Here is a 16519-nt window from a genome sequence, read left to right on the forward strand (position 1 = left end):
GACGGTCACGGAGGGGACAGCGGCAGGCCCTTGAGCGTCGCGCGGGCCACCGCCCGCGCCGCGTCGACGACGGGTTCGGGCGCCGAGGACGAGAAGGCCAGATAGACGGGCAGCGGTTCCGGTGCGGGACCCAGGGCCCCGAGCGGCGCGGGGCGCAGGGCGGGGTGGTTGTGGTGGGTGTCAGCGGGCAGGGCCGTGTAGGCCAGCCCCGCCTGCACGGAGGCGCGGACCGACAGCGGGTCGGAGCACCACGGCACGGAACGCCAGGGGACGTTGCGTTCGGCCAGGGTGTCGACGATCCGGATGCTCAGTGCGGAGCGCTCGCTGACCAGCGCCACCGGGAACCGGTCCCCGGCGACCAGGGGAACCTCTCCGAACCACGCCAGCCGCAGTCTGCCGAGCGTCTCGCAGCGCGGGGTTTCCGTCCCCAGCAGCAGCGCCGCCTCCAACTCCCCCTGGGCGAGCTGATCGGCGAGCACGGCGCTGAGGCCGGTGGCCATCGCACAGCGCAGGTGCGGCCGCTCCACCGCCAGTTGGCTGAGCATGCTCCGCAGTCCGTCGGCGAAGTGGACCGAGCAGCCCATGCTGAACGATTTCTGGCTGTGCAGGGTTGACAGCTTGCTGAGGACTTCATTGTTCAGCAGGATGACGCGGCGGGCGTGGGCCACCACCTCCCGCCCGGCCGGGGTGAGCCGTAACGGCCGTTTGGCGCGCTGGAACAAAGGCGCCTGAATAATGGATTCCAGACGCTGGATTTGCTGGCTCACGGTCGGCTGTGTCACGTGCAGAGTCTGTGCGGCGGCAGCAAATCCATTCTCATCGACGACCGCCATGAGGGTGCGCAGGAGTTTCACTTCGATGTCACGCTGCAACACGGTCTACCACCTGATCCCGGAGGTATGGCCAAAGCCAGGGCACGCGTACCGTCCAAACACCTTGCGGCATGCGTCATTCACCGCGGAGGCGGCGCCGAATCCGGCAACGTCCCGCCTTTTCCCGCCCTTTCGGCGGTGCGGTGATTAAATGTGGGGCGGCGCAAAAATGTGGGGGATACGCCCTCCGGAAAGCGGGCTGCCCGTTACCGACGCGCTCCCGGGAGGCTCCCCGGACGGACTTGCGTAACGACAGAACACAGCCCAGCCCCCGTGTGTCTCCATCTGCGATGCGACGAACAAGCCAATCTTTACATGATCGATCAGATGTACGACGGAAAAATGCTCCATCGCGCGAGCCCAATGCCCCTTTTGTCCGGCGAACTTGACCATTCCGCTACTCAAGGGGCACGCACCTGACGCCACGGATGCCGGCGGCGGATGAGCGCTACCGGGCCGGTGTCATCATGAACACTCACGGCATCCCGGCGCCGAGCTGCCCCGCTGACCGCTGTCCGCCGGCGTGGGCATCGCCGACGACGTCGCCCACCCGAGGAACGGCATGACCGACGGCACTCAGCAGCTGCACGCCTCGACCCGCGCCCAGGACGGCACCGTGCTGGCCTATCAACGGCACGGCTCCGGACGCCCCTTGGTGCTCCTCGCGGGACAGGCCAACAACCACCACTGGTGGGACGGTGTGCGCGAGGACTTCCACGCCACCCACAGCACGGTCACCATGGACTACCGCGGCACCGGCGCCAGCGGAAAACCCGGCGGGCACTACTCCACCCAGCTGTTCGCCGACGACATGATCGCGGTCCTGGACGACCTGGGCGTCGGGCAGGCCGATGTGTACGGGACCTCCATGGGCGGCCGCGTCGCCCAGTGGCTCGCCGCCCGCCACCCGGACCGGGTCCGCCGCCTCGTCCTCGGCTGCACCTCGCCCGGCGGCCCCCAGGCGCAGGAGCGCGACCTCGCGGTACGGCGCGCCCTGGCCCAGGCCGATCCGACGGCGGCACGGCAGGCCCTCCTCGACCTGATGTACTCCCCCGCCTGGCTGGCGGACCATCCCGGCCCGTACACGACGCTCGGCGACCCCGGGATGCCCCCGCACGCCCGCCGGGGGCACCTGGTGGCGAGCAACGAGCACGACGCCTGGGAGGCCCTCCCCCGGATCGCGGCCCCCACTCTCGTGCTGCACGGCGATCAGGACCGGCTCACGCCCGCGGCCAACGCACCCCTGCTCGCCGCCCGTATCCCCCGGGCCCGGATGCACCTCTTCACCGGCGCCCGCCACGCCTACTTCCAGGAGTGCCGCGCCCAGGCCGGCCCGCTGGTCGCGGCCTTCCTCACCGACCCGCGGAGCCTTCCGCTCCGGGAGGCCGGAACCGGCTGAGGCCCCGAGCCTCGCGGGTCCAGCCGCGGCCCCGCGAGGCTCCTCAGCGGAGCGACGGCCCGACGGGACCGCTCAGAGCTCACCCTCCGCCTCAACGGCCGGCGTTTCCACCGCCGGACCGTGCTGCTGCCCCAGCAACCGCGTACGGAAGAGGTCGAGCACCTCGTCCAGCGCCGCGCGGGTCGGCTGGCCGGGTTCGTCGAGGAGGTGCTCGGTCAGTACGGAGTGCGGCGGACGCACGGCGCGGGGATTCGCGGCGGAGTCGTCCAGTTCGACGGCGGTGAACGCCTCGCCGAGTTCGCGGCGCAGGAAGGCGAACCGGTCGCCCGGCACCAGCCGGTCCCCGCGGAACCGGAGCCCCACGACCCGCAGGCCCTCGCGCTCACAGCGCCCCCGGACGGTGGCGAGGTCCTCGGCGGAGATATCGATAGCACCGGCCCGGCTCTTGGTGACGGGCAGCGGCAGCGACGGCTGGGACAGGACAGGGGCGAGAAGGCGCTCATCGGCGGCCATGGCCAGCGCGAAGCCACCGGTGAGACACATCCCGACGGCCCCGACACCGGGGCCGCCGCACCGCTCGTGCTCCTGCGCGGCCAGGGCCCGCAGCCAGGTCACCACGCGGGAAGACTTTCCGGTGGCCAGCACGGTGAACTCCCGGCTGACGCACACCTTCCCTATGGACGAGGCCATATGGAGTCCGGCCTTCACCCGGCCGATGTGAGCGGGATCGGCATCGCGGCCGGGTCTGCCGAAGAGCACCGGGAGCACGGCGGTACAGCCGATCGCTGCCACGCGTTCCGCGAACTCCAGAACCTTGGGCGTGATTCCCGGTATCTCCGCCAGCACGATCACGGCGGGCCCCGTGCCCCGCCGCAGAATCCGGTGCGTGGTGCCGTCATGGGTGAAGGTGCCGCGCTCGAAACCGGTCAGGTCATGATCTGCCATGGTTACCACCGCTTCGGTCAGTCGCTGCTCGGAGGCTGTTCGATGCCGCTTCCCGGCCGGGGCCCCTCGCCCACGCCCGGCGCCGCACCAGCGCGAGACTACCCGCGCACGCCGTAGCGCAGCGCCCCCTCGGCTGCGCCCCCGCGGGTCAACTGGCCTGCGGGCAGGGCCGAGTGACCTCCGGCGTCCACCAGCGCGACTGCCGGGCTCGCCATCGGTACGGAACGCGACGGCAAAACCGGGCCGCTGCGGCGGAGGGTTGACCTTGACCGTGCGTCAGGGTTGGAGCCTGTGGCGCATGACGGCGTGGCCACAACGGCCGCCGCGAAAGGACATCCGATGAGTGAAACGGTCGCCATCCCGCACGGCCTCCCCATGGAGCGCGATGCGGGCCCCTTCGACCCGCCCAGCCAGATCACCCGGCTGCGCGAGGCGCGCCCGGTCAGCCCCCTGGTCTTCCCCGACGGTCACGAGGGCTGGCTCGTCACCGGCTACGAAGCGGTCCGCCAACTCCTGGCCGACACCCGGTTCAGCTCCCGCCAGGACCTCGGCATCCTCCACCTGCCGTACGAGACCCCCGGCATGCCCGCCGCCACCGAGCCGTCCCCGCAGGTGCCGGGCCTGTTCGTCGCCATGGACCCGCCGGACCACACCCGGCTGCGGCGCAAGCTGACCGGCGCCTTCACCGTCAGACGCATGAAACAGCTCGAAGAGCACATCGTCGAGATCGCCGAACGGCAACTGGACGAGATGGCGCGCCTCACCCCGCCGGTCGACCTGGTCAAGGAGTTCGCGCTGCCGGTGCCCTCGCTGGTCATCTGCGAACTGCTCGGTGTCCCTTACGAGGACCGGGAGAACTTCCAGGTCAACTCGGCCAAGTTCCTGGTCAAGGACCAGCAGCTGGACGAGAAGATGGCCGCGTACGGCGCGATGACCACGTACCTCGCCGAACTGGTCACGCGCAAACGCGCCGAACCCGGCGACGACATCCTGTCCGACCTGGCCCGCCATGACGACCTCACCATCGAGGAACTGACCGGCATCGCCTTCCTGCTGCTGCTCGCGGGCCACGAGACCACCGCCAACATGCTGGCCCTGGGCACCTTCGCGCTCCTGGAGCACCCCGAGCAGCTGGCCGAACTGCGCGCCGCCCCGGATCTGCTCCCCGACGCCGTCGAGGAACTCATGCGCTACCTGTCCGTCGCCGACATCTTCTATCGCTACGCCACGGAGGACATCGAACTCGGCGGCGAAACCATCGGCAAGGGATCGACCGTCGTCGTCTCGCTGCTGGCCGCCAACCACGATCCCCAGCGCTTCGACCACCCCGGCACCCTGGACATCCACCGCAGGGCCCGCGGTCACCTCTCCTTCGGCCACGGCATCCACCAGTGCCTCGGCCAGCAACTGGCCCGCATCGAGATGCGCGCCGGTTTCGACGGACTGCTGCGCCGCTTCCCGACCCTCCAGCTCGCGATCCCCGCCGGCGAGGTGAAACTCAGGACCGACATGAACATCTACGGCGTCCACGAACTGCCGGTCACCTGGACGGAAACGGCCCGGTAGCGGCGTCGGCCCCACACAGCCCCACAGGACAGGTCTTAGACTCGCCCACACTGCCCGAAGACCGGAGGTGAACGATGCTCACGATCAGCCAGCTCGCGCGGACCGCCGGCGTGACCGTGCGCGCCGTTCGCCACTACCACCACGTCGGCCTGCTGCCGGAACCCGAACGCGATCGCTCCGGCTACCGCCGCTACAGCGCGCAGGCGGCGGTGGATCTCATCCGGATCAGGACCCTCGCCGATGCCGGAGTGCCACTGGCCCGTATCGACGCGCTGCTGCACGCGCAGCCGGCCGAATTCGCCGCGGCCGTCGACGACATCGACGCAGAATTGCAGCGCAAGATCGACCAACTCACCGAGCACCGCCGCCGGATCGCCGGATTGGCCGGCGGCGAAGAGCTGGTCCTGCCTGCCGGGGTGGTCGCCAACCTGAACCGGATGCGCGGTCTCGGGGTCAGCGAACGGACCGTACGGCTCGAACGGGATGTGTGGATCCTGCTCCAGGCACTGGACCCGGAGTCCATGCCGCAGGCGATCAAGGACAAGGCCGCCAGCTTCGACGACCCCGAGACGACGCGCCTGTATCTCGCCTGCGATCAGTCGATCGACTGGGATCCGCACGATCCCCGCGTGGACCAGCTCATCGATGAACTGGACAACTGGGAGATCGACCACGCACGGGACAGCAGCGAGCAAGGGAACATGGCGCTGGCATTCTCCCGGGTCGTCGAGGCATCACCGGCGTGGCAACGGATCCTCGATGTGCTCGCCCACCGCGCCAAGCAGCGCCGAACCGCCGGACAAGTCAGGGCCGAACCCTAGGCACCGGCCCGACTCCCCCTCCGGCACCGTCCCCACCGACCGGGGCGGGCGCACCTCTTCAGCAGCCGCGCCCGTTCCGGATCTGTAACGGTCCTGCCTCAAAGAGTGACTCTGACATTTTCTCAGATTCCTCTTGTGGTGCACTCGTTGAACGTGAGCCGGGCTCATGTGTGTGGGGGGAAGCAATGACGCATACGACGACATGCCCCGGATGTGGCCGGGGCACCGCTCCGGGAGCCGCGTTCTGTAGCACCTGCGGTGCGGCCCTGGAGGCCGGCGAGGCGACCGTGACGCTGCCACAGCAGCCTGCCGGTGCTCCGCCGCCCGCCGCGACCACGGTGCCGCTCGCGGAGCGGCCCGCCGACCGCCGCGCCACCGTCCCGCGGTGGGGCAACGGCCGGGACCTGACCAGATATCTGTGTGCGGCCGCTTACCTGGACCGCGCCTACGCCGGATCGCTCATCAAACAGGTCGCCGCCGAACCCCATCTCGGGGTGGCGGCGGCCCCGGCGTGCGACATTCCCGTGGTGCTGCGGCATGCCTACCTGGCCAACGCACGCCGGCACAGCCGGGATCTCGTGCTCGCCGTCCTGTTCCTGCTGGCCTTCTTCTTCTCGTTCGTGGCCGCCGAGGCCGGAATCACCCTGCTGGTGCTCTTCCTGTCCTGGGTGACGGTGTTCTCCTTCGAGCTCTCCACGAAGTACGGACGCCATCTCCAGAGCCTTCGCCCGGACCGTTTCGACCCGGCGGCCGCGCCGCCGCCGCTCAACAACGCCATCGCATTGCGCCTGCGCCAGATCGGCGATTACGCCGACGGGAACGTCACCACATACAGCGGCTATTCACCGTTCATCGGCTACGGGACCGAACTCGATTCATGGTCCCTGACATTCGACGTCACCACATCGAGCCGGCCGGAGGGCGAGCCGGAGGAATTCGATGTGACGGAGCTCTATGCGCATATCGCCGAGCGGGTCGGCACACTGGCGCTGCCCTGCCTGGAGATCGAGGAGCGGCTCTTCGCCGAGGGTTCGACCCTCCTGGGAGACACCCGCTTTCTGCCGGATCCCCTCGGCCGGCCGGTGTCCCGGATTCCGTTCGACCAGATGGACACGCTGAAGCGGAAACCCGAGGAAGGTGCCCGCCCGTATCTGGCCGTGCACTCCACCGGCTGGGGCGGCGAGTTGGTCACCTCGCTCTTTCTGCGCTTTGTGCGGTCGGACTCCAATCTCTTCGTGGAAGCCGTCCCGACGGTGCTGTTCCCGCTGCTGGACCGCTACCGGATCATCGACACCCTCATGCCCCGGCCGTCCGTGGGCGAGCTCGCCAAGCTGGTCTCGGAGACCGCGGTCAGCACCTTCTTCATTCTGCTGGCCTCTCCCGCACGCGCGATCGCGGGATTCGCCCCCGACTCCTGGATGTCCCGGCGGCTGCGCCGTCAGCACAAGCTGATCACCAGGCTGCGCCGATTCGACTACGGGGCACGGCAGAGCGTCCGCCGGGAAGCCGCGGCCACCCATCACCAGCGGCATTTCCAGAAGGCCGACAGCGGCATGGTCCTGAAGACGGTGGAAAAGCGGGTCCTGGACGCACTCGTCGAATTCGCCGAAGCGCGCGGTATCGACGCGGGTGAGCTGATCCAGCGTCAGCAGACGATCATCAACAACGGCATCATCGCGTCCCACGGATCGCGGGTGGATTCCAGCGCGGTCGCCTCCGGCGACCGGTCCCGGACCGCGATGAACATCATCCACAAGATCCCGCTGCTCAAGCTGGACTGAAAAGCCAAGAAGGAATGAGGAGTACACATGCGCAGGAACGACGGGATCATCGCCACCGGCGGCTCGAATGTCGTCGGCAATGCCGTGGCCAGCGGCAGGAACGCCAAGGCGGAGGTCCGGGACAGCGGGCTGACTCAGTACGGCGACGGGCCGCAGGCGCAGCCCCAGGACCTCGACGCGCTGCTCACCCGGCTGATCGACGAGCTCGGCCGGTCCGAGCACCCGGAACGGGACGACCTGATCGAGGCCGCCGAGGACGCCCGCGAGGAGGCCACGTCGGAGGCGCCGCGCAAGGGCAAGCTGAAGGTCTTCGCCAGGGCGCTCGTGGGCGCCGTGCCGGGTTTCACCGCCCTGGTCACTCTGGCGGTGGCGATCGAAGAGGCGATCCACGGGCTGTAGCCGCTCCGGCCCGAAGGCCGGATCCGGGAACACCAGGGAGAACGGGGGGAGATGACCATGCCGTCCTGTACGCACTGCGGCGCGCTCCATGAGGATGCCGCCGCGACGTTCTGTCCGAGCTGCGGTACGCCACGCGAGTCCGGGGCGTCCGCCGGCACCCATCAGCCCGTCGGAGGCACCGGGCACGGCTACGTCCGCGTGGGGCCCACCATCCTCCCGCAGTGGCTGCTGTGGGTGGTGGCGGCCCTGATCGTGGCGGGCGGGGCGACCGCCGTCGTGCTCTCCTCGTCCGACGGCTCCTCGGACGAGGAAACGGTCGGCGCCCTCTCCTCGACCAGCCCCACCCCGGACCCGGCCATCGGTACCCCGCCCCCGACCGACACCTACTCCACGCCGCCCACCTACACCGAGACCCTGCCGCCGACCGACTACCCCTCCCCCACCCCGTCGGACCTCTCACCGTCCCCCGACAACGCGAGCGCGGTCGTGGAGGAGTACTACCGGGACATCAACGCCGGCGACTTCTCCGCGGCCTGGGACCTCGGCGGCAAGAACATCGGCGGCACCTCGTACTCGGAGTGGAAGTCGGGCTTCGGCACCACGGTGAACATCGCACTCAGCGCGGTGAACGACGGCAGCTCCGGCCAGGTCGGCGCCGTCCTCCGCGCGACCCAGACCGACGGCTCGGTACGGGTGTACCAAGGCACCTACACGGTGTCCGACGGCGTGATCGTCAGCGCCGACATCTCCCAGAGGTGACCGCCCCCGGCTCGCCCCTATCCCTGTCTTCCGGAGGTACGGAGAGACGGGGAAGGGGCGGGCCGGAGCGCTGGGCGGGCAAGGGTCCTCACAGGGCGACATCGGGATGAAGACGCCCGACGGTCCATACCCGTTGGCGCCGTACGGCGAGGGCGGTCAGGGCGAGAAAGCCGGCGGTGAAGCCGAAGAGGACGACGAAGTCCCGTACGAGATGCGCGGTGAGCCCGCCCGACACGGTGACCCGTAGTCCGTCGACCAGGTAGGTCATCGGGAGCAGCGGGTTCAGCAGCTGGAAGAACGCCGGCGCGGTGGGCAGTGGATAGAGCCCGCCGGAGGCGGTGAGCTGAAGGATGAGCAGAACCAGTGACAGGACGTCGCCCGGCACCCCGAACAGGGTGCGCAGACAGTGATCGACGGCGACGAACGCCGCTGCCGCGGTGACCAGCAGCGCGACCGTCCAGAAGCGGTGGACAGGACTGAGCCCGAGGGCGAGATCGACGACGCCGTAGAGCACCAGGGCGCCCACCGCGCCGAGCACCGCGGCCGGGAGCCAGCCCGCGACGGCGGCGGTGAACGCGCCGACCCGGCCGACGAGCGCCCGGGTGTTGAGCGGCCGCAGCAGCAGATAGGCGAAGAGGCCGAACACCCACAGAGCGATCCCGAAGAAGAACGGGGCGAGACCGCGTCCGTAGACACCGGCCGGATGCAGATTTCCCCGGTCGATGTGGACCGGCGTGCCCAGCACCTCGGCGGCGTGGGCGACCTGGTCGGGGCTGGTCCGGGGGATCTTGTGCAGCCCGTCGTCGACGGTGCGGGAGACATCCGAGGCACCGTCGTGGGCTTGGTCGGCGGCCGCCCGCAGCGCTCCTGAGCCCTTCTCCAGGGTGCCCAGCCCCGCCACGAGACCGTGCGCCCCGTCGGCGGCGCGATGGGAGCCGGTGTCGACGAGGCGGACCGGGGTGTGCAGGGCCAGCACCTCGCGCTGGAGCGAACCGATGCCGCTCCGGAGGCGTTCGGCGGCACGCAGCGAGCGCCGGGCGTTGTTCTCCGCGGCGGCGGCCCGGCCGTCGAGGGAGGTGGCGGTCGCGTTCAGGTCACGTGCGTGACGCAGGGCCGTTCGGTATACGGGGTCGCTGCGCAACGCGGGGTGGGAGTCGGCGAGCTCGTCGAGGTCCGCCACGCCACGTGCGGTGCCCTTACGGGTGGCGCTGGTTGCGGTGTGCACCGCGTCCAGGCCGTCGGTGGTCAGCCGGGCGGTGGTCACCAGGGCGGCGGCCGCTCCGGGCAGGCGGTCGGCGGCGGCCCGGTCGAGGCGGCCGGTGAGACCGTCGATCTGCCCCGCGGCTCGGGCGATCTGACGGGCCCCGGCGGAAACGCCGTCGGCACCGTCGCGCAGCGTTGAGGTCGCCGACGCGACCGTGGAAGTGCCCTGCTGGGCCACGCGGGTGGCGCCCACCAGCCGGTGCGCGCCATCGGCAGCGGTGGACAGCTTGTCGCGTACGTCCGACAACTCGCCGTAGACGCTGCGTACATAGGCGGCATGGGTGGCGGAGTTGACCTGCTCCTGAAGCTTGTTCTGCACCACCTCGGTCATGATGCCGGCGATGTAGTTGTTGGCGTCGTTGAGTTCGATCCGGATGCCGGCCTGCTGCGGGCGGGCGTCGGCACCGGTGGCGAGCTTGCGGCTGAAGTCGGACGGGACGGTGATGGTGAAGAAGTAGCGGCCGTGCTCCAGCCCGTCCCGCGCCTCGTCCGCACCGACGAACCGCCAGTCGAAGGTGCCGGATGCCTTGAGCTGCCGCACAAGCTGGTCACCTGCGTTCACCCGGCGGCCCTGCGGGGCATGCGCCAGCTGGTCCTGGTTGACGACGGCGACCGGCATCCGGTCGGTCTTGCCGTACGGGTCCCAGTTCGCCCAGAGGTACATGGCGCCGTACAGCAGCGGCACCAGACAGAGCAGCACGGGCACCAGCCTGCGCATCGGCCCGCGGAAGCGCCGGAGTTCCAGTATCGCCAGCTTGACGGCCCTCATATGCCGCCGTCCTCTCGGCCCACGGCCGACCCGGCCGGCAGACGGTCCCGGCTGCGCTGCGGCAATAACAACGTGACCAGGCCGGGGCCGGACGGGGGCGGACGGAGACAGCCGGCGAGCACCGTAGGACCCTCGTCCCGAACCCGGTCCAGCGCCTGCCATACCCGCCCCTGCACCTCGGGCGGCAGCCCGTCATCCACATCGTCCACCACCAGCGCGCCCGGCCGCTCGGCGAGCGCCAGCGCGGTCGCCAGCAACACCCCCTCCACCGCCCCCAGTTCCTCGACCAGCGCAGCCTCCCTCGGCGCGATCTCCAGCCGCTCAAAGGCCGCACGGATACCCCGCTCACTCACCCCCGGGCTGGTCAGACACCGTTCGGCCATCACCTCACGCACCCGCAGCCGCCCTTCGAGAGCCACCGCCGGCGCCGCCCGCGCGACGGCGACCACCCCGCGCACCCGCCGTCCCTCGGCCGGCAACTCATACCCACCGACCCGCACGGCCCCACCGGACAGCCGCATCCGCCCGGCGAGCGCCAGCAGAAGCGACGTACGCCCGGACCCGGCCGCCCCGTGAGCGGCCAGCAGCCCACCCGCCGGCACCTCCACATCCACCCCCTCACACACCGGCCCTCGCGCCCCTCGCACGCTCACCCCACGCGCGACCACCTCAACCCCATTCACAGCCATGCCCCCACGCCTAGCCGGGGCAGCCCAACTCACCCATGTGTGTGGGTAGTTGTGACGCTCTTCACTTGGGAGTCGAACGCAAGATGACCAAACAAGGCAACCCCTGGGCCATCGTCACCCTCGCCGACCGCGACGCCGCCCTGGAGGTCCTGTTCTTCCCCGCCGTCTACCAGCTCGTCCAGCACGCACTGGCCGAGGACAACGTCATCTCCGTCAAAGGCAAGGTCGAAGACCGGGACGGAACAGTGAACATCTTCGGCAGAGAACTCACTGTCCTCGACATCTCCTCCGCCGAGCGCGGCGGCAAGCCCCCCGTACGGCTCGCGTTCCCCGCGCACCGCATCACCGAACAGTCCGTCAAAGAACTCAAGCGCATCCTCGCGGACCACCCAGGCGACAGCCCCGTGCACCTCAGCGTCCGTGGCGCACGCAAGACCACCGTCTACGCCCTGCAAGCCACGGTGGACCCCACGACCATCGCCTCCGATGTCAAAGGCACCTTCGGAGCGGATGCCTGGGAAGCCCCATGGTGAAGGCCGACGCGCCTACGCACCGGAGCGCTGCCCCTCGTGCGAGCGTTGCCCGGCACGTCATGGCCTCGTACAGCAAGCACCCCCGCCGCCCGCGCCGAATGAGGTGAGGGAGATGATGGAGCCATGGCAAATACCGCTGGGGCGAAGGCCGTTGTCATCGGAATCGGTGTTCTCGGCACGGTCGCCGCGCTCGCCGTGCTGTGGATTTTCAGTCTCTTCGCGAGTTTGGTGTTCGGCTGGCCATCGCTCTGAGTGCGATACCGGCCCCCACGGCGGGGGATCATCGCTGTCATCAAAATCGACGACGACTGCATGGGGGTGCGAACAGACATGTCCGTCCCGGGGCAGCCGGTGAGCTGCTCGTCCTCGTGTCTTTCCCGGGCGCAGCGGTCCGTTGCCACCGCGCTCTGGCACTACACCGACGCGCCGTTGGCCAAGCCGTATCGCGTGCGGGGGTGTATTCCGGACCGGGAGGAGGCGGCGGTGACCGTCGCGCTGTGGGCCGGCCCTGCCGCGCGGCAAAAGCTGAACCTGTTCGTTCTCGTCCGTCTCGTGGCCGGTGGCCTGCCCGTGCCGGCGGCGCAGGTCACCGCGGGGTTGATGCGGCTGGGCCGGGGGACGCACATCTTCGGCTTCGCCGGTCGCCGCTTTGACGGCAAGCCTGTGGTCAACGGCAGCAAGCTGGTCGAAGGACGGCCCGCGCCGTGCCTCTGCGGCGGCACCGGTGAACCGGAGGGGCCGCGGGGCTTCTACTTCGAACGGCCGGGACAGCTGAGGCAGTACGACTGAGGCGGTTCGACTGGGCGGTTGGATGGGTGAGTGGGAACGACCCACCCATCCCCCTAGAAGTGAATCAGCGGCTTGATCATGCCCCCTTCCTTCGAGGCCATCATCCGGAAGGCTTCTTCGATTTCGTCGAAGCTGAATTCGTGGGTGGTCATCGGCGTGGGGTCGACCTTGCCCGTCTCCATCAGGCGGAAGATGCGTCGCAGCCAGCCGCGGCCTCCGCGGTTGAAGCCGCCGTAGACCTGCTTGTCGGACATGCCGTAGCCGAAGGGCTCCAGGGGGATGTGCAGTGGCTCTCGCACCTCGCCGTGGTAGCCGACGTTGGAGATGCGCCCTCCTGGCTTGGTGACCCGGAAGGCTGCCTCCCAGGTGTGGGGGGCGCCGAGCGCCTCGATGGCGGCGTCGACTCCCTGGCCGTCCGTCAGCTCCAGGATGCGCTCGACCGGGTCGCACTGTGAGTAGTCGACGATGATGTCGGCGCCGAAGTGGCGGGCGAGTTCCTGACGGGCGGGGACCGACTCGACGGCGATGATCAGGCCGGCGCCGAGCAGGCGGCAGCCGATCGTCGCCGACAGTCCCACCGCACCCTGCGCGAAGATCGCGACGGTCTCGCCGAGTTGGAGTTCCGCGTGTTCGGCGGCGACGAATCCGGTGGAGAGCATGTCGGTGGCGTACAGCGCCTGGTGGTCGGAGAGCTCATCGGGGATCGGTGCGAGGTTGGCCTCGGCATTGTTGACGAGGAAGTACTGAGCCAGCGTGCCATCGCGCTGGTTGGTGAATCTTGCGCCGCCCAGCATCCGTCCCCGGCATTGCGAGGAGAAGCCGCGCTGGCAGGAATCGCACTGGAAGCAGGGCGTGATCCCGGCGGCCGCGACGCGCTGCCCTTCGGTCAGTCCCTCGACGGCCGAGCCGAGCGCATGGACGACACCGACTGCCTCGTGCCCCAGTGTCACGTCCGGAGCAACCGGAATCACCCCCCTCATGACGTGTACATCGGTGGTGCACACCAGGGCCGCGGTGGTGCGCACGACCACGTCATTGGGACCGGGGTCGGGGATCGGCTTTTCGATGACGCCGACCTCGCCGACTTTCCGGAGAACGAAAGCTCTCACGTCGGAGTACCTGTCGTTCGTCGCGGGTGACTCATGCCATCGCCCTTCCCGTGGACCGGACCCGGCGATGGCCGGTCGTGGCATCTTCGCCCGTTCGGCCGACACGGCACGCCCGTGGTGCGGTGCGCGGGCCGGGGTCCCGCCCCGTGGCTCAGTGCGGCTGGATCGCGCGCAGCATGTTCAGGCCGGCCGCGCGGCGGGCCGGCCAGATCGCGGCGAGGACGCCGATGGCCAGTGCCAGTGCGAGGAAGAGTGCCAGCCTTCCCCACGGGAGGACCAGTTCGTACTCCTGCATGGACGAGGTGGTGAGGCCGCCTCCGGCCCAGGCCAGGAAGGTGCCGGTGGCGATGCCGAGTGCGGCTCCGAACAGCGAGATCACGACCGACTCCAGACGGACCATCCGCCGAACGCCGGAGCGGTCGAGGCCGACGGCGCGCAGCATCCCGAGCTCGCGGGTGCGCTCGAAGACCGACATGGCCAAGGTGTTGACGACGCCGAGCACCGCGATGACGACGGCCATGCCGAGGAGCCCGTACATCATGTTGAGGACCGTGGTGACGGGGCCGTTGTTCTCCTGGACGAGCTGCTCCTGGCTGCGGACCTTCAGCAGGGGGTTGTCGCCGAGTGCGGCGCGGATCGTGCGTTCGAGGCCGGCGGCCCTGCCGGGTTCGGCCTTGACCAGCACGCTTTCCAGCTCCTTGGAGTCCGCGTACGGGAGCACGTCGGCCAGGGTGCCCAGTGCGTCGTCGGCGGCGCGGGTCTTGGCGTAGACGGCGACGACCGCCAGCGTCTTCCGATGCGTCGTGCCGCTCGCCGCGCCGGAGCCCAGCTCGGCGTCGAGGGTGTCGCCCACGCCGAGGCCGGTCCGCCGGGCGAACGCGTCGGAGACGGCGATCTTTCCGTTGCCGAGGTCACGCAGCGAGCCGGCCCGGACGTCGAGCCGCGCGGTCTTGCCGAACGCCTTCGGGTCGGTGCCGGTCAGCACGGCGTACTCGCCCTGGGTGTCGAGCCCCGCCGAGGTGACGGGGGCGGCCGCGGCGACTCCGGGTACCCGGGCGACCTTGGCGGCGGTGTCCGTGGCAAGACCGCGTGCGGTGCTGTTGGTGACCTTGTAGTCGGCGGTCAGACCTTGGGTGGCCTCCTTGGCCATGGCACGCTGGGCGGAGTGGCCGCCGACGGTCAGTCCGGTGATCAGGGCGAGCCCGATCATCAGGGCCGAGGCGGTGGCGGCCGTACGGCGCGGGTTGCGCAGCGCGTTCTCCTTGGCGAGCTTGCCGCTGACGCCGCAGAGGCGGGTGGTGACCTTGCCGGCCAGGGTGATCAGCGGCCGGGAGAGCAGCGGGGCCAGCACGATCACACCGCCGAGGGTGAGGGCGGAGCCGAGCATCGCGAGCATCAGATGGGACTCCTTGCTCGTCCTGAGCGTGGAGACATACAGCATCACCAGCGCCCCGGCCCCGGTGAGCAGGGTGCCGAGCACATTGCGGACCCTCAGGGCGCGGCCGGGCGGCGCCTGGTCGACGCTGCTGAGCACCGCCACGGGGGCGATCTTCGCGGCCTTGCGGGACGGCAGCCAGGCGGCCAGCACGGTGACGGCGACACCGACCGCGAGCGAGGCCAGCGGGGCCACGGGCGTGATGACCAGCGGTCCGTCGGGCAGTCCGGCGCCCGTGGTGTTGAGCAGCGGCCGCAGGGCGGTGGCGATGCCGAGGCCCAGCGCGAATCCGGCGGCGGAGGCCACCAGGCCGAGGAGCGCGGCCTCGATGAGGACGGCGCGTACGACCTGGCGGCGCGAGGCGCCCACGGCCCGCATCAGCGCGATGTCGCGGCTGCGCTGGGCGATGAGCATGGTGAAGGTGTTGGCGATGAGGAAAACGCCCACGAACAGCGCGATTCCGGCGAAGACCAGCAGCGTCTTGGTGAGGGACCGGGTGTCCCGGGCGATCTGGGCGGACTGTTCGACGGCCAGGTCGGCGCCGCTGAGGGCCTGGACGCCCGTTGCGGGGAGCAGCGCCCGCACCCGGTCGGTCAGTGCGCGCTCGTCGGTGCCGTCCTGGGCCGCGACCGCGAGCTCGTCGAACTCGCCCGGGTGGCGGAACAGTTGCTGTGCCGTCCGGGTGTCGAAGAGTGTGAGGCTGCCGCCGGCGGTGATCCGCGGATCGTCGGTGGAGACGACACCGACCAGCTTCTTGGTCAGGACGGGCCCGTCGAGGGCGAAACGGATGGTGTCACCGATGCGGTAGCCGGCCTTCTCGGCGGTCCCGGCATCGAGGGCGAGCTCGTTGGCGGCGGCGGGGCCGCGGCCCGCCTTCAGCGGATAGTGGCTGTCCTTGCCGTCCTTGCCCGGCACGTAGTTGGTGGCGAGGTGCTGCCGGCTGCTGTCGGCGCTGACCGGGCGGCCGTCCTTTCCGGCCACGGTGGCCTCCCCGTGGACGGTGGGGCGTACCGAGGCGACGCCGGGCAGTTGGCCGATCTTCCGGGCCAGCGCGGTGTCGAGGGCGGTGGTTCTCTTGGGGTCCCCGTTGCCTGACGGGTCGGGGGCAGGGGCTTCCTCGCCGCCGGCCGTATCGGGGGTGGTGGTGGGCTCCGCCGCCCGTACGGAGACTGCCACGCCCTGGAGGCTTGCGGCGGAGGCGCTGCGGTAGGCCTGGGCGACGGTGTCGCCGAAAACGAGGGTGCCGGAGACGAACGCGACACCGAGCAGGACCGCGAGCGCGGTCATGAGCAAGCGGGCTTTGTGCGCAAGGACGTTGCGCAGGGCGGTACGCAGCATGGTCGGTCCCAGAGGAGTGCGAGGGGGCGGAGGCGGAATACGGGCGCTGAGG

Annotated in this window: 15 protein-coding genes; 9 read left to right on the forward strand and 6 right to left on the reverse strand. The window is 70.2% G+C overall.

Annotated features, from left to right (window positions below; genetic code table 11):
* Nucleotides 1–5 precede the first annotated feature (5 nt).
* Nucleotides 6–875 (reverse strand): LysR family transcriptional regulator, encoded by an 870-nt coding sequence (locus TU31_RS27875; protein ID WP_078886024.1) that lies wholly within the window; start codon nucleotides 873–875, stop codon nucleotides 6–8.
* Nucleotides 876–1434: 559 nt separating this feature from the next.
* Between TU31_RS27875 and TU31_RS27880 the strand changes: the two genes are divergently transcribed.
* Nucleotides 1435–2271, forward strand: coding sequence for an alpha/beta fold hydrolase (locus tag TU31_RS27880; RefSeq protein ID WP_042159434.1), 837 nt, complete (start codon nucleotides 1435–1437; stop codon nucleotides 2269–2271).
* Nucleotides 2272–2343: 72 nt separating this feature from the next.
* Here TU31_RS27880 and TU31_RS27885 read toward each other — a convergent pair whose 3' ends face one another.
* Nucleotides 2344–3216 carry a dienelactone hydrolase family protein gene (locus TU31_RS27885; RefSeq protein WP_042159437.1) on the reverse strand — a complete coding sequence of 291 codons (873 nt, stop codon included), beginning with the start codon at nucleotides 3214–3216 and terminating at the stop codon, nucleotides 2344–2346.
* A gap of 339 nt (nucleotides 3217–3555) precedes the next feature.
* On the opposite strand from TU31_RS27885, the gene TU31_RS27890 reads away from it, so the two are divergent.
* The 5 genes from TU31_RS27890 to TU31_RS27910 all read left to right on the forward strand — a co-directional run bounded on the left by TU31_RS27890 (nucleotide 3556) and on the right by TU31_RS27910 (nucleotide 8542).
* The gene (locus tag TU31_RS27890) at nucleotides 3556–4782 is read left to right on the forward strand and encodes a cytochrome P450 (RefSeq protein ID WP_042159440.1); all 1227 of its coding nucleotides are present in this window, start codon (nucleotides 3556–3558) and stop codon (nucleotides 4780–4782) included.
* A 74-nt stretch (nucleotides 4783–4856) separates the two neighbouring features.
* On the forward strand, nucleotides 4857–5603 hold the full coding sequence (locus TU31_RS27895) for a MerR family transcriptional regulator (RefSeq protein WP_042159442.1): 747 nt from the start codon (nucleotides 4857–4859) through the stop codon (nucleotides 5601–5603).
* Between the two features lie 287 nt (nucleotides 5604–5890).
* Entirely contained in the window at nucleotides 5891–7384 is a 1494-nt protein-coding gene (locus TU31_RS27900; protein WP_245698809.1) for an AbeC-like domain-containing protein, read from the forward strand.
* A 27-nt stretch (nucleotides 7385–7411) separates the two neighbouring features.
* On the forward strand, nucleotides 7412–7783 hold the full coding sequence (locus tag TU31_RS27905; protein ID WP_042159444.1) for a hypothetical protein: 372 nt from the start codon (nucleotides 7412–7414) through the stop codon (nucleotides 7781–7783).
* A 51-nt stretch (nucleotides 7784–7834) separates the two neighbouring features.
* Nucleotides 7835–8542 carry a zinc ribbon domain-containing protein gene (locus tag TU31_RS27910; protein ID WP_107070766.1) on the forward strand — a complete coding sequence of 236 codons (708 nt, stop codon included), beginning with the start codon at nucleotides 7835–7837 and terminating at the stop codon, nucleotides 8540–8542.
* Between the two features lie 88 nt (nucleotides 8543–8630).
* On the opposite strand, the gene TU31_RS27915 is transcribed toward TU31_RS27910, so the two are convergent.
* On the reverse strand, nucleotides 8631–10574 hold the full coding sequence (locus tag TU31_RS27915) for a YhgE/Pip family protein (protein WP_042159448.1): 1944 nt from the start codon (nucleotides 10572–10574) through the stop codon (nucleotides 8631–8633).
* Nucleotides 10571–11200, reverse strand: a complete 630-nt coding sequence (locus TU31_RS27920; RefSeq protein ID WP_052719085.1) for an ATP-binding cassette domain-containing protein — start codon at nucleotides 11198–11200, stop codon at nucleotides 10571–10573. Before TU31_RS27920 ends, TU31_RS27915 begins: the two co-directional genes overlap by 4 nt.
* A gap of 146 nt (nucleotides 11201–11346) precedes the next feature.
* On the opposite strand from TU31_RS27920, the gene TU31_RS27925 reads away from it, so the two are divergent.
* The 3 genes from TU31_RS27925 (at nucleotide 11347) to TU31_RS27930 (ending at nucleotide 12585) form a co-directional block, all read left to right on the forward strand.
* A complete protein-coding gene (locus TU31_RS27925; RefSeq protein ID WP_042159451.1) occupies nucleotides 11347–11796 on the forward strand; it encodes an OB-fold nucleic acid binding domain-containing protein in 450 nt (149 codons plus the stop codon).
* 123 nt (nucleotides 11797–11919) lie between these two features.
* Nucleotides 11920–12048: a hypothetical protein gene (locus TU31_RS40340; protein WP_275451865.1), complete on the forward strand. Its 129-nt coding sequence runs from the start codon at nucleotides 11920–11922 to the stop codon at nucleotides 12046–12048.
* A 231-nt stretch (nucleotides 12049–12279) separates the two neighbouring features.
* Nucleotides 12280–12585, forward strand: coding sequence for a hypothetical protein (locus tag TU31_RS27930; RefSeq protein ID WP_245698810.1), 306 nt, complete (start codon nucleotides 12280–12282; stop codon nucleotides 12583–12585).
* A 53-nt stretch (nucleotides 12586–12638) separates the two neighbouring features.
* Here the strand turns inward: TU31_RS27930 and TU31_RS27935 are convergent, their stop codons facing one another.
* Entirely contained in the window at nucleotides 12639–13694 is a 1056-nt protein-coding gene (locus tag TU31_RS27935) for an NAD(P)-dependent alcohol dehydrogenase (RefSeq protein WP_042159456.1), read from the reverse strand.
* A 151-nt stretch (nucleotides 13695–13845) separates the two neighbouring features.
* Nucleotides 13846–16467: an ABC transporter permease gene (locus TU31_RS27940; protein WP_042159459.1), complete on the reverse strand. Its 2622-nt coding sequence runs from the start codon at nucleotides 16465–16467 to the stop codon at nucleotides 13846–13848.
* Nucleotides 16468–16519 lie beyond the last annotated feature (52 nt).

The sequence above is a fragment of the Streptomyces lydicamycinicus genome (assembly GCF_000829715.2).
GTDB lineage: Bacteria > Actinomycetota > Actinomycetes > Streptomycetales > Streptomycetaceae > Streptomyces > Streptomyces lydicamycinicus.

What these genes read in the sequence shown, in the direction of transcription:
- TU31_RS27885 (WP_042159437.1), bottom strand. Translation starts at nt 3,216, where the DNA reads ATGGCAGATCATGACCTGACCGGTTTCGAGCGCGGCACCTTCACCCAT.
- TU31_RS27915 (WP_042159448.1), bottom strand. Translation starts at nt 10,574, where the DNA reads ATGAGGGCCGTCAAGCTGGCGATACTGGAACTCCGGCGCTTCCGCGGG.
- TU31_RS27895 (WP_042159442.1), top strand. Translation starts at nt 4,857, where the DNA reads ATGCTCACGATCAGCCAGCTCGCGCGGACCGCCGGCGTGACCGTGCGC.
- TU31_RS27890 (WP_042159440.1), top strand. Translation starts at nt 3,556, where the DNA reads ATGAGTGAAACGGTCGCCATCCCGCACGGCCTCCCCATGGAGCGCGAT.
- TU31_RS27940 (WP_042159459.1), bottom strand. Translation starts at nt 16,467, where the DNA reads ATGCTGCGTACCGCCCTGCGCAACGTCCTTGCGCACAAAGCCCGCTTG.
- TU31_RS40340 (WP_275451865.1), top strand. Translation starts at nt 11,920, where the DNA reads ATGGCAAATACCGCTGGGGCGAAGGCCGTTGTCATCGGAATCGGTGTT.
- TU31_RS27925 (WP_042159451.1), top strand. Translation starts at nt 11,347, where the DNA reads ATGACCAAACAAGGCAACCCCTGGGCCATCGTCACCCTCGCCGACCGC.
- TU31_RS27905 (WP_042159444.1), top strand. Translation starts at nt 7,412, where the DNA reads ATGCGCAGGAACGACGGGATCATCGCCACCGGCGGCTCGAATGTCGTC.
- TU31_RS27910 (WP_107070766.1), top strand. Translation starts at nt 7,835, where the DNA reads ATGACCATGCCGTCCTGTACGCACTGCGGCGCGCTCCATGAGGATGCC.
- TU31_RS27880 (WP_042159434.1), top strand. Translation starts at nt 1,435, where the DNA reads ATGACCGACGGCACTCAGCAGCTGCACGCCTCGACCCGCGCCCAGGAC.